Below are 14,108 nucleotides of genomic sequence, written 5' to 3' on the forward strand. Positions count from 1 at the left end.
CGCGTCGGCTCGCTGCCCGGCCATCAGATCAGCTCCCGCTGGGGCGCCATCACACTGCGGTACAGCTCACTGCGCGCCAGCAGCTCAGTATGGGTGCCCGTCTCAGCGATCCGCGCTCCCTGTCCGGGCTGTTTGTGCAGCAGCGCCACCCGGTCGGCCAGCGCCACAGTGGAGGGCCGGTGGGCGACGATGATGGTGGTGGTCCCCTGGAGGGCGGATTTCAGGCGTTCGGTGACGCGCTCCTCGGTGCGCACGTCCAGCGCGGAGAGCGGATCGTCGAGCAGCAGCACGGACGGGCGGGCAGCAATTGCTCTGGCCAGCGCCAGACGCTGCCGCTGACCGCCGGAGAGGCTCAGGCCCTCCTCGCCGATGCGAGTGTCCGCGCCGTACGGAAGAGACTCCACGAATTCGGCGTCCGCGGTGGTCAGCGCCTCCTCCATCACGCGTTCGAGCTCATCGGTGCCGGGTGCCCCGGGGCGCTGCGGATGGTGCGGGTCGTCCTCCTCGCGCTCATGCTCGGTGCCCAGCAGCACGTTGGCGCGCACCGACGCCGAGAAGAGCGTGGGATCCTCGAACGCCATGGCCACCCGCGACCGGAGATCGGCGAGGTCGAAGTCCCGCACATCGACGCCGTCGATGCGCACTGCTCCGCCGGTGACGTCGTGCAGGCGAGGAATCAGGCTCAGCAGGGTCGAGGTGCCGCCGCCGGTGGAGGAGACCAGCGCCAGGGTCTCGCCGGGCTCCACCCGCAGGCTGACCCCGTCGAGCAGGTCGGGCTCCGCCTGGGAGGTGTGCGGGAAGCGGAAGCTGACGCCCTCGAGCTCCACCAGCCCTCGCTCCGGTGCTGCGGCGGGGCGCTCCGGCGAGGTCAGCTCGGGCGGGATGCTCATCACGTCGATGTGGCGGTCTATGGCTGTCTTCGCCATGAACACCATAGACAGGAGCTGGCCGATGTTCTCCAGGGGCGCCTTCAGCACGATGGCCACGCCGAAGAAGCTGGTGATCGCACCGGCGGTGACATTGCCCTCGCTGACCTGCCAGATGCCGCTTACCAGGCAGACCGCCAGGACGCCCTCCGGCAGAAGGATCATGATGAGCTGAAACGCCGCGAGGGTCCTGGCCTTGGTGATCTCCAGGACGCGCAGCTGCTGCGCCTGGATGCGGAAGCTGGCCTGGGCCTCGTCGCTGCGCCCGAAGGCCTTGAGCACTCGGATCCCGTGCACGGACTCCTCGACCTCGGTCGCGACGTCGCCCGCCTGATCCTGCGAGGCGCGGGAGAGCCGGGAGAATCGCCGGCGAAAACGGGGTCGAACACCAGCACCGGGACGGCGCCGAAGAGGAAGATGCTCGCCATGACGGGCGAGTTCACGAACATCAGGGTCAGGCCGGTGAAGAGGGTGACGACGACGGTCACCAGCATCAGTGACCCGAATGCGAAGAACCGGCGCAGCATGTTCAGGTCCGCTATCGCCCGGGACTGCAGCTGACCGGCATCCCATGAGGCGTGGAATGCTGCCGACTGACCCACCAGGCGGCCGAAGAGTGTGGTGCGCATGTTCGTCTCGGCGTCTGAGGCGACCGGGATGACGAAGAACCGGCGCATGTACACCAGGACGGCTTCGAGGAGGCCGAGCGCGAGGATGAAGCTGGCTCCCAGCCACACGGCCTGCGCAGCGGCGCCGTCGGCCTCGATGTCGTCGACGACCCTGCCCAGCATCTGGGGATCGCCAGGGCCGTCACGCCTGCACCCACTGCGGAGAGTACGCCCAGCGTCCAGCGCAGGCGGAGCCCCTCGAAGTATGGGCCGAGGCGGGTCAGCGCCTCCCGGAGGCTGCGCTGCTGGCCCTGCGCCTGAGCCTGCTGCTGAGACGCCTTCCCGCTCGTCATCCGGAGGCTCTGCTCTCAGGGGCGTGAGCGTCAGCAGGGTCGCCTCGGGCGGGCAGAACAGCCGCACCGGTGCGGTTCGGGATGTGCCGATGCTTAAGCGGAGACGTGCAGGAGGGTGCGACCGCGCAGGGAGGGCGTGCCGCTGCGGTCGATCCGGCTCAGGCCCTTGGCCTGCCGGGCGGGGAGGTCGCAGTTGGTGACCAGCGCACGGCCGCCGGGGAGGCAGACCTGGCCGCCGTGGGTGTGGTAAGCGAAGACGATCCCGGCCTCTGCCTCGGCGAACTCGGCGAGCACTGATCGGACCGGCGCGTGGGTGACGCCGATGCGGGCGCCCTCCTCCTCGCCGGGCCACCCGGGAAGTCGTCGCGCTCGATGTGGGCGTCGTCGGTGCCAAGCGAGGCGGATTCGGCTCTCGCCCACCTGGAGCGAGGCGCGGGCGTTGGTCAGGTCGGCCCAGCCGGTGCTTTCGAAGCCCCGGTGCAGGGCTGCGGTGTCCAGGGTGGGCTCCCCGTGCTCCTGGTGGGGCTGGGAGGGGCCGCGCAAGTATTTGAGGGGTTCTTCAGCTGCGGCGCGAAGTAGTCATTGGATCCCGGTACGAAGGCGCCAGGAAATTGCCGCAGCGCGGCGAGTGCATCCAGCACCTCGTCGACCGCGTCCGGGTGGGAGAGGTTGTCTCCGGTGTTGATCACCAGATCCGGCTCCAGATCGGCCAGCTGCCGCAGCCATTCGAAGGCCTTGCGCTGGCCGGGCACGTAGTGGATGTCTGAGATGTGAAGGATGCGCAGCGGTGCCCGCAGTCCGGGCAGGGTTCCTTCAGCGCGTCGGAGTGTGTAGCGGCGACGCTCAACGACGCCGGCGTAGGCGGCCGTGCTGACCCCAGGGTGAGGGTCAGTCCGGCCGCCGCGCCTAGCGGGCGCATGAGCGGCAGGACGCGGTCCGATCAGTCATCGTCGTCATCGCCGTTGTCTGACCCACCGTTGCCGCCGTCGGGGCCCTGGGCCAGGGAGTAGGGCCAGTACCGGTTCTCGCGGCGCTCGTCGAACGGGGAGTTCCGCGCCTCGGAGAAGTCGCCGGTGGGGTAGGCGCTAGCGACGCTGCTCATGTAGTCGTACCACATGGGTGCGGCGAGGTCGCCTCCGTAGAGCTGCTCCTCGTAGAAGGTGCCGCCGAACGTTTCGTCGAAGAGGATGTCCTGCTCGCTCTGCGAGGCCCAGGTGCCGACGTGGCTGACGGTGGTCAGGCCCTCCGTGGAGTAAGCGAACCATGTGTTGGTGCCGTTGTTCGACGTTCCCGTCTTGCCCAGCATGGGGAAGGGCGCTTCACCGTCAGGGATGTCCTCGGCGTTGTTGACGAGGGTGTCGTTGACCTGCGCTGCCACCTCGCCGTCGAAGGCCTGGTGGCAGCTGACGTCTTGGCCTGGGTACTCGTTGCCCTGCGCGTCGGTCACCGAGAGGATAGCGCGGTTGTCGCACCGCTCACCGTCCTGGGCGAAGGCGGTGTAGCCCTCGGCCAGCGTCATCGGCGACATCTCGACGCCGCCGATGATCGCCGAGATCGTTTCGGTGAAGTCCGGGTAGCCGTCCTGATCGCCCGGGAGGTTCAGGCCCGAGCGCTCGATGAGGTCGTTGATGGCGCAGAGGTCCATGTCTGCCGCGGTGGCCGCCGTCGCCGTGTTGAGCGAATAGTAGAGGCCGAAGTCCACGGTGGTGTCTTCGTCGTCGAGCTCCTCGATCACGTTGGTGATGTTCCAGCCTCCGTCGTCGAGAAGCCGAACGCTGCCGCCCTCGCGGCAGCTGGCCTCGAACCGGTGGCCCTGCTCGTACTCGTCCGTGGAGGCGTCCACAACGTCATCCATAGACCCGCCCTCCTCGATCCAGGCGGCCGATACGAAGGGCTTCAGGGTGGAGCCGACGGGAACCCCGGAGTCGCCGTACCGGAAGTCGGTGTTGAAGTTCATGGTGGTGCGGCCCGCAGCGCCGTCATCATCGGTGTGATAATCCGTGGACTGCGCCATGGCGAGCACGTTGCCGGTGCTGTTCTCGATGGTGGTCATCGTGCCGACGGCGCCGGACTCGTGGCCGGTCTCGACGTTGTCGTAGACCTGGTCCTCAGCGGCAATCTGCAGGTTGGGGTCCAGGGTGGTCTCGATGCGCAGCCCGCCGCGGTTGAGCAGGTTCTCCCTGTCCTCCCACGTCTCGCCGAACTGCTCGTTCTCAAGGAAGAGCTTGGTCACGTAGTCGCAGAAGTACGGGGCGCTGGTGGCGTTGATGCAGTAAGCGCTCTCTCCGGTGTCCTCGACGAGGTCCAGATCCGAGTTCCGCGCCTCTTCGGCCTCGTCTGCGGAGATGAACCCGTTGCGCTCCATGGTGTCGATGACGGTGTTCCGCCGGTACAGCGAGGCGTCAGGGTTGGCGCGCGGGTTGTAGGCGTTGGGGACTGCACCATGCCTGCGAGGACTGCGGACTGGGCGACGTTCAGCTCGGAGGCGGGGATGCCCCAGTAGGACTGGGCGGCAGCCTCCACGCCGTAGTTCCGGCCGCCCAGCAGCACGATGTTCAGGTAGCCCTCAAGGATCTCCTCCTTGGTCATCTCCTGCTCCACCGCCACTGCCAGCTTCATCTCGCGCAGCTTGTCGCCGTAGGTCTTCTCGTTGATCCCGGAGATCGTGTACTGGCCCTCACCGGTGATCGTCACGGCGTTGTTGAGCACGTTGTTCACATACTGCTGGGTGATGGTCGAGGCGCCCTGCTGGGTGGGGCGGGTGAGGTTGTGCGCCATGGCACGGCCCACGCCTCGGGCGTCGACGCCGCCGTGCTCATAGAAGCGCTCGTCCTCGATGGCGAGGATGGCATCCTGCATTGTCTGCGAGACCTCGTCCAGAGCCACCGGCTCGCGGTTCTCCTCGTAGAACTCGGCGATCTGGTTGCCCTCGCTGTCGAGCATCACCGACGGGGTGGAGAGCGGCGCCTCCTCGAGCTCTGCAGGGATCTCATCCAGGATGTCCGAACCGGCCGCGGCCGCGGCCCCGCCGGTCGCAGCCAGGGGGAAGATCAGTCCGGCGGCGAGAATGCCGCACAGCGCGCTCACACCGAGGAAGGACATGATCTTGCCCACGGTGGTAGCGGTGTCGAAGAGGGAGATTTGCGAGGCGCCATCCGCACTATGATATACGCCAGGTCAACTCCAGCTCATCACGACCTCAACACCGGGTGGAGACCTGGGCCCCCGCCTCGTTGAGCTACCGTGACACCCATGATTTCACCTGCGAAGGCGGGCTTCGTGCCTGTGATCCTCGGCCCTCTGATCCACGGCTACACCGCAGCGCGGAGCTTCCACGAGATCTACGGGGTGAAGTCCGTCATGCTCGCCCGCAACAAGACGGGGTACACCTGGGCCTCCTCCATCCTCGACCTGCGGCTGCACGAGGACCTCAACGACGACGAAGCCTTCCTCAGGATCCTCACCGAGACGGCCGCGGAGCTCAGAGCCGCCTACGGCGTCCCGCTCGTGCTGGTTCCCAGCAACGACGTCTACGTCGAGCTGGTGGCCCGCCACGCCGAGGAGCTGGGGAGCCAGTACCTGTTCAACAGCCCGCACGAGGAGCTGCGCGCCCAGCTGATGGACAAGGAGGCGTTCTACGCCCTCGCCGGGCAGCACGGCCTCGACATCCCGGCCACCCAGATCCACCGGGTGGGGAGCCCTTCGAGCTCGAGATCGACCGTTTCCCCGTGGTCATCAAGCCCACGCACTCCAACCAGTGGTGGGAGCACCACACCAAGATCCGGGGCATCAGAAGGTCTACCGTCTGGACACGCTGGACGAGGTCCGGGACGTCGTGGCTGCCGTGGAGGACTCGCCCTACCGCGAGTCGCTGATCATCCAGGAGTACGTCCCCGGCGACGACACGCGGAACTGGGACGCGGTGCTGTATCTCAACAGCGAGGCGAAGTGCGAGCTGGTGACGCTGGGCCAGGTGGCGCTGCAGGAGCACGCTGCCAACGCTGTGGGCACCTACAGCGCGATCATCTCAAGTACGACGAGGCGCTGATGACCCGGTTCAGCACCTTTCTCGAGGAGATCGGCTACACGGGCATCGCCAACGCCGACATGAAGTGGGACGAGCGCGACGGGGTCTACAAGGTCATGGAGATCAACTGCCGCCCCGGCCGCTCCAGCTACTACACCTCGCAGCTGGGCCACCCGCTGGTGCAGCACCTGGTCGATGATGTCGTACACGGCCGCCGCCGGGAGCTGACCCTGGCGCAGGGCGATGTGCTGTTCCGGGTCACGCCCCGCTACGTGCTGCGCGACTATGTGAAGGACCCGGAGGTGCTCAAGGAGGTGAAGCGCCTCTTCCGCGAGCGCAAGGATCTCAACCCGCTCCACTACGCCAAGGATCTCTCGCCGAAGCGCAACGCCTACCTGCTGGGCCGTCACCTCAAGCAGGGCCGGAAGTACGCCGCTTAAGCACGTGGGCTCAGGACTGAGGCGCGGGGGCGGTCACCGGTCGGTGCACTGCCCCGTGCTGACCGTCTCGGTGAAGGCGCCCGGGTTGCTGAGCACGTCGCCTCCGGTCTCGGCGGTGATGGCGAAGCCCACCTGGTTGCCCTCCATCGCGCGGGCGAACACCACCCCCACCACGTTGCCCTCAGGATCGACCAGCGGTCCGCCGGAGTTGCCCTGACGCACGTCCGCGCTGATCTGGTAGATCTCCAGCGACGTGGGGTCGTCCCCGTAGATGCTGTTGACCTGCGAGGTTTCTCGGGCCTGCACCACAGCCGGGCGGCGGTGAAGGGGCCGCCGGAGGGGTAGCCCATGACGAAGCCCTCGTCGCCTGCATCCAGGGGCTCGCCGATGGTTGCCGCAGGGGCCTGGAGGGGTCGACGGCCAGGAGTGCGAGGTCCGCAGCGGTGTCGAAGTGGACAGGCTTAGGCCGGTGACGACCTGTCCGTCCGGCAGCTCGACGGAGGGGTCAGGGACCCCGGCCACCACGTGCGCGTTGGTGACCACCCGGGTCTCGGAGACGGCGACGCCGGAGCCGGACTGCGACTGCGCGCACTGCTCTGCCACTCCAGTGATCTTCGCCACAGAGGCGGAGGCGGCCTCCGCCTCCGCGGTGAGCTCACCGGTCAGCTCCGGGGCCTCCTCCGTCTCGGGCACGAGCAGCTGGGCCAGCTCTGGGATGTCGGAGTCCACGACGGCTCCTGCAGCTGCCCGAACATGCGCTCGACGGGATCGGGGACGGCGTCCTCGAGGGCCCGGAGGACGGTGGACTGCTGCATATGCTGGTTCACCGGTGCGAAGCCCATGCCCTGCATGGAGAAGCTCAGCCCGGCGAGCACGAGGCCCGCCACGAAGAGGTTCAGAACCCTCCGAAGACTGCGGTGAGGGCCTGGAGCGTCTCTCCGCGGAAGAGCTTCTGGACCTCCCGGCCCGCTGCGGCGCCGAGCGCGTTGTTTACCACCACGAGGATGATCGCTGTGCCGATGACGGCTATGACGCGCCAGAAGGGTCATCGACCCAGCCGCCCACGATCGGCATCGCGAAGAATGCGGCCGCCGCGCCGACGAGGAATCCGGCCGCCCCTCCCAGAGTCCTCCAGAAGCCGCGGGCCACCCCGGCGATGAAGAACCCGAGGAGGACGAGGATGAGGACGATGTCCAGCAGAGTGGGCTCCACGTGTCCTCCGGATGCGCGTGTGCAGGGTGTGTCGAAAAGATCGCACCCCAGCGTATGCCACCGCGTGCCGCACCGCGCGGACCGTTCGCCTGACACCCCAAGGGAATATCATGTGACTCTGATAACTTTTCTACGGGCGGTAGTAGATGCTGCCCGTTTTGCCTCGCCCGCCAAACCAGAAACGGATCGGTCATGGACCTCGACGAACTGCGTCGCGCCCCACTGTTCGCAACAGTGGACGACGACGCCTTTTCCACACTCACCGACCAGCTCACAGAGGTCGAGCTCTCCCGCGGAAAGTCGATCTTCCACGAGGGCGAAGAGGGTGACGAGCTCTACTTCATCACCTCAGGGAAGATCAAGCTTGGCCGGGCCACCCCTGACGGACGCGAGAACCTGCTGGCAGTTCTCGGCCCCGGGGAGATCTTCGGCGAGATGGCGCTGTTCAACCCCGCCCCCGAACAGCCACGGCGACTGCTGTCTCCGAGACGGTGCTGGCTTAGGCCTGAAGCACGAGAACCTGAAGAAGGTCATCCACCAGGCGCCTGAGGTCTCAGTGCAGCTGCTGCGCGCCCTCGCCCAGCGTCTGAGCCGCACTAACGAGTCGCTGGCCGACTTGGTCTTCTCCGACGTTCCCGGCCGTGTCGCGAAGGCTCTGCTGGATCTTGCGGACCGTTTCGGCCGCCCGGCGCCCGACGGCGTCCTGGTGGCGCATGAGCTCACGCAGGAGGAGCTCGCCCAGCTGGTGGGCGCCTCGCGGGAGACGGTGAACAAGGCCCTGGCAGAGTTCGTCCAGCGCGGATGGCTTCGTCTCGAAGCCCGCGCCGTCGTCATCCTCGACATCCAGCGCATCCGGCAGCGCTCGCGCCAGACGCCCGCGACGCCATGTAGAGGCTGAAGACCTTGGCAAGAGCGGGACTCACCTGGTAGTCCCACTCGCCCAAGGACTGGACCACATCTGCGCCCATCGTGGTCTTGAACTCGAGGAGGCCGCGCGCCGGGGAGCCCTCCAATGAGGGACTGACGCCGCCCAGCCCGTACCAGCGGCATCCGGCGGCCAGCGCCAGCTCGACCTGATGCAGCTGCAGCAGCCGGGGAGCATAGCGCTTACGCTCCTCATGCGATGAGGCTCCGTAGGCGTAGAAGCCGAAGTCGCCCTGCCGCAGGTACACGGCTGCAGCCAGTGGCTGCCCCTCGAAGTGGGCGCACAGGACGCGGCACTCACTGAGCCCGCCGCGGTTCATCGCGTCATGCATGCGACGGAAGTACTCGGCAGGGCGGGGATGAATCCCTGGCTGGAGGCCGTGGCCTCATAGAGGCGCTGGAACTCGCTCAGCCGTTCTGAGACGTCCCCGTCGGCCGAATCCAGAACCGTCAGCTCGGAGCGCGCGGATTTGCGGGTCTGCCGCTTCGAGGTGGAGCTCATCCTGCCCAGCACCTCATCGGAGGTGAGGGCCTCCTCTGCGCCGTCCTCCGTTCGTCTGGTCAGCGGAATGCTGGCGGCGAACTGCGGCTGGCTTGGCTTCGAAGTCGGTGCTCGGCTCGGGCTCTCTCCACCCCAGATCAAGGAGCTGCTGACGGGTCCGGAGCATGTGCGGCCCCTCCCACGCAGGAGGCAGAGCCGACACGTCCTGAGGGGCGTCCTGCTCCTTCTCTGCGGAGGCCAGCGCATGGCGCACCTCCTCGGCGCCCCAGCGCCGCAGATGTCCGGGGAGTCCCATGCGCACCAGGAAGGCTCCCGCCTGGGACAGGTGCTCCGTCAGCGCTGGGAGCGCCTCATGCCAGCTGATGCGCGCCTCGTCGAGGATCGGCCCTTCGGGAATGTAGGCCAGACGTCTGCGCCCGAGCACCGGGGTGCGGCGGGGACGGGCAGCCGCCTGCCGAGGACCAGGGCCGTTCCCGCGAGGGCCTCAGCACCGTCGTCACCGTGACGGAAAAGGCCCAGGGAGAAACTGTCCCATTCCTTCTTCACCAGCGCCCACTGGGGTTCTGCATGAAGCTGGCCGCAGGGTGCGCCGCGAGGAACCTCAGGTGCTTCTCGGAGCTGATGGGGCGAAGGGTGACCGCCCGCCCGGAAGGCTGCGGCGCAGTGCGCACAGGGGAGCCTGGGGACACTGGGCACCGCTCCTCTACAGGCCCTTGGCCCACGTGGCTTCGGCGTACTTCTTCCGGTAGCGGAAGGCCCGGACGGCAGCCCAGGCGTGACGTTTGAGGCTCCGCTCGCCCTTGGCGATCATCGGCTTGTAGACCCTCTTCTGCCGGTACATCTGATCCACATCGGCGAGGACCTCGGGGCTGTCGACGTAGGTGGTGAGGATGCTGCGGGAACGAGGGTGTAGAGCGGCGCTCCTCCACGAACACGCATTCTGAAGGACGGCGGCCGCGGATGAGGTCCTCCACCAGGTAGCTTACCAGGTTGTGGCCCTGCGCGGTGGCGTGGTCGCTGGAGCGGCCCTGCCGGATGTTGACCTCAAGGATCTTGAAGGTGCCGTCGCGGCTGTCCCACTTGAGGTCGAAGTTGGCGAGCCCGGTGTAGCCGATCTCCTCCAGAAAGTCCTTCATGAGCGTCATGGTGTCCCGGTCGTACCGAGAGATCACCGAGGCGAAGTTTCCGATCGCGGTCGGCTCATGCTCCTGCAGCACCACCTGGGCCAGGTTGACGAACTCGGCCCGCCCGGAGGTGTGCATGTAGAGGTCCGACTCGTACAGCGAGGTGTCGCCGCCGGGGATGAAGTCCTGGATGATGATGGGCGCGCGGTAGCCCGACGCCTCGATCATGGCCACCTTGGCCGCCAGGTCCTCGTGGGAATACACCCGGTAGACCTTCTCCTGGCCGTCGAACTTGTGGCGGTTGTACTGCACCGGGTCGGAGGGCTTCACGATGACGGGATAGTCGGAGATCTCCGTGGTGAGCGGCTGGCCGACCTGGTGGAAGTGCGTCTCCGGGATCGGCAGCCCGTGCTTCTGCGCGAACGGGTAGAAGAGCTCCTTCCACTGCAGCGTGTCCAGAAGCTCGAGGCTCGGATAGTTGAACCGATAGTGCGCGCGGAGAGCCTCGGCGTGCTCGATGATCAGGCGCACATAGTGGTCGCTGGTGCCCACGAGCAGCAGCGGTCCTTCGTCCTGGTGCGCCGCCGCGAACTCCAGCAGCGCCGGGAGGAAGACCTCAGAGTCGTCGAGTCGGTCCACCAGGGTGGTGGAGGCGATGAGCGAGGAGTATCCGGTGAAGCCGAGATTGACCTTGCCGATGACGCGCGGCCTGACGCCGAAGCCCGAGTAGAAGGCGCTGGCCATGTGGTACGCGTTGAGGTCGGTGCCGATGATGACCGGAGTGAACTCCGGGGTTCCTCTATGCGACATATGCGATGGCGTCCACTTCCACCGGGGTGTCCAGCGGCAGCACGGGGCTGCCACGGCGCTGCGGGCGTGCTGCCCGGCGTCGCCGAAGGCGTGGCCCAGAAGCTCGGAGGCCCCGTTGATCACACCCGGCTGGCCGGTGAAGTCCGGCGTGGAGGCCACGAATCCGCCGAGCTTGGCGATTCGTGTGACGCGATCGAGGTCTCCCACCGCGTGCTTCAGGGCGGCAATGATGTTGATGCCGCACTGGCGGGCCAGCTCATAGGCCTCCTCGGCGGTGACCTCGGCGCCCACTTTCCCGGTGGCCGGCAGCTCGCCGTTCACCAGAGGCAGCTGACCGGAGACGTAGACGACGTCGCCGACGACGACGGCCGGCTGGTACGCCGCCACGGGCGGAACCACGTCGGGCACGGTGATGCCCAGCTCTGCCAGGCGCTCCTCAACGCGAGACATGCTGCCCCTAGTGCTTGGGCCGCTTGAGGTATGCCACGGGCGCGTTGCCCTCAGGGCCGGGGAGCACGGTGACGAGCTCCCAGCCGTCCTCGCCCCACTGGTCCAGGATGCCCTTGGTGTTGTGAATGATGAGCGGAATGGTGGCGTATTCCCACACGGTCTGTTCAGCCATGGCCTCAGCTTACAAGCGTCTGTCCACCAGCGAGGCAATGTGGCGGATTGCGTACTGGTAGCCCGCAGGCCCGGCACCGGCGATGACCGCGTCGGCGACCGGCGAGACGTACGAGTGGCGGCGGAAGTCCTCACGGGCGTGCACGTTGGACAGGTGCACCTCCACCACGGGCAGGCCCACTGCTTTGAGCGCATCGGCGATGGCGACGGAGGTGTGCGTGTACGCGGCCGGGTTGATCACGATGCCCGCTGCGGTGCTTACCGCCGCCTGACGGCGTCGACGAGCTCACCCTCGTGGTTGGACTGGACGATGTCGGGCTCCATGGCGCAGTCGCGCGCGGTCTGCTTAAGACAGGGAGTTGATGTCCTCCAGGGTGGTGGACCCGTAGATCTCCGGCTCCCTGGTGCCCAGCAGGTTCAGATTCGGACCGTGCACGATCAGCAGACGCTCAGCCATACCTGCAGTGTATGCCTCTACTGAGCGTGCTGGGCGCGCATGTCCTCGGCGATCTGAATCATCACCGAGGGATCGGAGAGCGTGGACGAGTCGCCGACGTCGTCGCCGTTGGCCACGTTCTTCAGCAGCTTACGCATGATCTTGCCGGAGCGCGTCTTGGGAAGCTCCGGCACCACCAGGACGTTGCGCGGCTTCGCGATCGCCCCGATGTCGGACCGGACATGGTCTCGGAGCTCCGCTTCGACGGCCTCAGGGTCGCCCGCAGCGTCGTCGCTGAGCATCACGAAGGCCACGACTGCCTCCCCGGTCGTCGCGTCCTTCGCGCCCACCACGGCAGCCTCGGCCACCTTGGCGTGGGCGACGAGCGAGGACTCGATCTCAGTGGTGGAGAGCCTGTGCCCGGAGACGTTCATGACGTCGTCGACCCGGCCCATGAGCCAGATGTCGCCGTCCTCGTCGTAGCGCGCGCCGTCGCTTACGAAGTAGAGGTCCGTGCCGAATCGGGACCAGTACGTCTCGCGGTAGCGTTCGGGGTCCCTCCAGATGCCGCGAAGCATGGCGGGCCAGGGCTGCCTGATGACGAGGAACCCGGACTCGCCGTTGCCGACGGGCTCGCCCATCTCGTCGACGATGCCGATGTCGATGCCCGGGACCGGAGCCTGCGCGGAGCCCGGCTTGGTGTGGGTGACTCCCGGCAGGGGCGCGATCATGTGGCCGCCGGTCTCGGTCTGCCACCAGGTGTCGACGATCGGGGCTTACTCCTTCTTGGGCGGCTGGCCGGGGCCCTTGTTGGCGCCGATGACATCCCGGAACCACAGCCACGCCTCAGGGTTGATGGCCTCGCCCACCGTTCCCAGCACACGCAGGCTGGAGAGGTCGTAGCCGTCCGGGAGCTCGCGCCCCCATTTCATGCACGTACGGATCAGGGTCGGGGCCGTGTAGAGCTGCGTGACGCCGTACTTGGCGACGATCTCCCACATCCGTGCCTTGTGGGGTGTGTCCGGGGTGCCCTCGTAGATCACCTGGGTCGCACCGTTGGCCAGGGGCCCGTAGACCAGGTAGCTGTGGCCGGTGACCCAGCCGACGTCCGCGGTGCACCAGTAGACGTCGGACTCGGGCCTGAGGTCGAAGCTGTCCCGGTGGTCACCGCCGTCTGGGCCAGGTACCCGCCGGTGGTGTGCAGAATCCCCTTGGGCCTGCCCGTGGTGCCCGAGGTGTACAGGATGAACAGCGGGTGCTCGGAGTCATGAGGGGCATAGGTGTGCTCCGCCGACTGGAGGGGGACCGTCTCGTCCCACCACAGGTCGCGCTCCGGGGTGAGGGAGAGCTCCTCACCGTTGCGCCTGACCACCAGCACGTGCTCGACGGTGTGGCCCGGCTCCGAGAGCGCCTCGTCCACATTGGGCTTGAGCATGGTGGGGCGGCCCCTGCGGTACGAGCCGTCCGCGGTGATGACCAGCTTGGCCTCCGCGTCGTCGACCCGGGAGCGCAGGGCGTCGGCGCTGAATCCGCCGAAGACCACCGAGTGCAGTGCGCCGATGCGGGCGCAGGCGAGCATGCTGATGATCGTCTCGGGGATCAGAGGCATGTAGATGGCGACCCGGTCGCCCTTGCCCACGCCGAGCGACTCGAAGGCATTGGCCGCACGGGCCACCTCCTGGGCCAGCTCGGAGTAGGTGATGCGCCGGGCGTCGCCCGGCTCGCCTTCGAAGAGCAGAGCTGCGCGCTCGCCGTGCCCGGCCTCCACATGGCGGTCCACGCAGTTGTAGGCGGCGTTGAGCTGGCCATTGACGAACCACTTGGCGAACGGGGCCTCGGACCAGTCCAGGGTCTGGTCGAAGTCGGCGTCCCAGCTGAGAGCATCGCGTGCTTGGTCCGCCCAGTAGGCCAGCCTGTCCTCTGCGGAGGCCTCGTAGCGGTCCGCGCCCGCCACTGCGGCAGCAGCGAACTCTGCGCCGGGTGGGAAGGGCCCGGCCTGCCCGTGCTGGCTCGTGGGCGGTGCTGCGCTGCTGCTCATGCGGTCTCTCCTCACAGAAGGCCTGTGGTGTGCATCACAGATCCTACGTCGGGGGTGTTGAGTGTGAAGTCCGCAGGTCAGGGGCGG

The 14,108-nt window shown here is 67.4% G+C and carries 14 protein-coding genes and 5 pseudogenes; 2 read left to right on the plus strand and 17 right to left on the minus strand.

Annotated features, from left to right (window positions below; all coding sequences use genetic code 11):
• Positions 1–23 precede the first annotated feature (23 nt).
• From K0H76_RS02875 to K0H76_RS02900, 6 genes and pseudogenes are all read right to left on the minus strand, one after another.
• A complete protein-coding gene (locus K0H76_RS02875) occupies positions 24–1,433 on the minus strand; it encodes an ABC transporter ATP-binding protein/permease (RefSeq protein ID WP_258935312.1) in 1,410 nt (469 codons plus the stop codon).
• Positions 1,370–1,717: pseudogene (locus K0H76_RS02880) on the minus strand (ABC transporter transmembrane domain-containing protein); the annotation flags it as partial. The gene K0H76_RS02875 and the pseudogene K0H76_RS02880, both read right to left, overlap by 64 nt.
• A 263-nt stretch (positions 1,718–1,980) precedes the next feature.
• The gene (locus tag K0H76_RS02885; protein WP_258934392.1) at positions 1,981–2,430 is read right to left on the minus strand and encodes a hypothetical protein; all 450 of its coding nucleotides are present in this window, start codon (positions 2,428–2,430) and stop codon (positions 1,981–1,983) included.
• Complete coding sequence (locus K0H76_RS02890) at positions 2,331–2,639, minus strand: hypothetical protein (protein WP_258934393.1); 309 nt, start codon at positions 2,637–2,639, stop codon at positions 2,331–2,333. Before K0H76_RS02890 ends, K0H76_RS02885 begins: the two co-directional genes overlap by 100 nt.
• Positions 2,640–2,827: 188 nt before the next feature.
• Positions 2,828–3,901 (minus strand): penicillin-binding transpeptidase domain-containing protein, encoded by a 1,074-nt coding sequence (locus K0H76_RS02895; RefSeq protein WP_258935313.1) that lies wholly within the window; start codon positions 3,899–3,901, stop codon positions 2,828–2,830.
• Between the two features lie 215 nt (positions 3,902–4,116).
• On the minus strand, positions 4,117–5,001 hold the full coding sequence (locus tag K0H76_RS02900; protein ID WP_258934394.1) for a transglycosylase domain-containing protein: 885 nt from the start codon (positions 4,999–5,001) through the stop codon (positions 4,117–4,119).
• Positions 5,002–5,139: 138 nt separating this feature from the next.
• On the opposite strand from K0H76_RS02900, the gene K0H76_RS02905 reads away from it, so the two are divergent.
• On the plus strand, positions 5,140–6,354 hold the full coding sequence (locus K0H76_RS02905) for a hypothetical protein (RefSeq protein ID WP_258934395.1): 1,215 nt from the start codon (positions 5,140–5,142) through the stop codon (positions 6,352–6,354).
• Positions 6,355–6,387: 33 nt separating this feature from the next.
• Here the strand turns inward: K0H76_RS02905 and K0H76_RS02910 are convergent, their stop codons facing one another.
• The 3 genes from K0H76_RS02910 to K0H76_RS02920 all read right to left on the minus strand — a co-directional run bounded on the left by K0H76_RS02910 (position 6,388) and on the right by K0H76_RS02920 (position 7,566).
• A complete protein-coding gene (locus tag K0H76_RS02910) occupies positions 6,388–7,083 on the minus strand; it encodes a trypsin-like peptidase domain-containing protein (protein WP_258934396.1) in 696 nt (231 codons plus the stop codon).
• Positions 7,017–7,241, minus strand: a complete 225-nt coding sequence (locus tag K0H76_RS02915) for a hypothetical protein (protein ID WP_258934397.1) — start codon at positions 7,239–7,241, stop codon at positions 7,017–7,019. The genes K0H76_RS02910 and K0H76_RS02915 overlap by 67 nt, the downstream gene beginning before the upstream one ends.
• Positions 7,242–7,380: 139 nt before the next feature.
• Positions 7,381–7,566, minus strand: a complete 186-nt coding sequence (locus tag K0H76_RS02920; RefSeq protein WP_258934398.1) for a CvpA family protein — start codon at positions 7,564–7,566, stop codon at positions 7,381–7,383.
• 192 nt (positions 7,567–7,758) lie between these two features.
• Here K0H76_RS02920 and K0H76_RS02925 point away from each other — a divergent pair.
• Positions 7,759–8,464 (plus strand): annotated as a pseudogene (locus tag K0H76_RS02925) (Crp/Fnr family transcriptional regulator).
• Here the strand turns inward: K0H76_RS02925 and K0H76_RS02930 are convergent.
• The 8 genes and pseudogenes from K0H76_RS02930 to acs all read right to left on the minus strand — a co-directional run bounded on the left by K0H76_RS02930 (position 8,397) and on the right by acs (position 14,021).
• Entirely contained in the window at positions 8,397–8,822 is a 426-nt protein-coding gene (locus tag K0H76_RS02930; protein WP_258934399.1) for an aminoacyltransferase, read from the minus strand. The pseudogene K0H76_RS02925 and the gene K0H76_RS02930 sit on opposite strands and share 68 nt — an antisense overlap.
• Entirely contained in the window at positions 8,807–8,992 is a 186-nt protein-coding gene (locus tag K0H76_RS02935; RefSeq protein WP_258934400.1) for a hypothetical protein, read from the minus strand. Before K0H76_RS02935 ends, K0H76_RS02930 begins: the two co-directional genes overlap by 16 nt.
• Before the next feature lie 13 nt (positions 8,993–9,005).
• Positions 9,006–9,416: a hypothetical protein gene (locus K0H76_RS02940; protein WP_258934401.1), complete on the minus strand. Its 411-nt coding sequence runs from the start codon at positions 9,414–9,416 to the stop codon at positions 9,006–9,008.
• A 118-nt stretch (positions 9,417–9,534) separates the two neighbouring features.
• A complete protein-coding gene (locus K0H76_RS02945) occupies positions 9,535–10,926 on the minus strand; it encodes a hypothetical protein (RefSeq protein ID WP_258934402.1) in 1,392 nt (463 codons plus the stop codon).
• Positions 10,916–11,376 (minus strand): annotated as a pseudogene (locus K0H76_RS02950) (RidA family protein). The gene K0H76_RS02945 and the pseudogene K0H76_RS02950 overlap by 11 nt, the downstream one beginning before the upstream one ends.
• A 7-nt stretch (positions 11,377–11,383) precedes the next feature.
• Positions 11,384–11,548, minus strand: a complete 165-nt coding sequence (locus K0H76_RS02955) for a hypothetical protein (RefSeq protein ID WP_168198614.1) — start codon at positions 11,546–11,548, stop codon at positions 11,384–11,386.
• A gap of 9 nt (positions 11,549–11,557) precedes the next feature.
• Positions 11,558–12,004: pseudogene (locus K0H76_RS02960) on the minus strand (3-dehydroquinate dehydratase).
• Between the two features lie 17 nt (positions 12,005–12,021).
• Positions 12,022–14,021, minus strand: a pseudogene (acs, locus tag K0H76_RS02965) (acetate--CoA ligase).
• Between the last annotated feature and the right edge of the window lie 87 nt (positions 14,022–14,108).

This window comes from Nesterenkonia pannonica (assembly GCF_019575955.1).
Taxonomy (GTDB): domain Bacteria; phylum Actinomycetota; class Actinomycetes; order Actinomycetales; family Micrococcaceae; genus Nesterenkonia; species Nesterenkonia pannonica.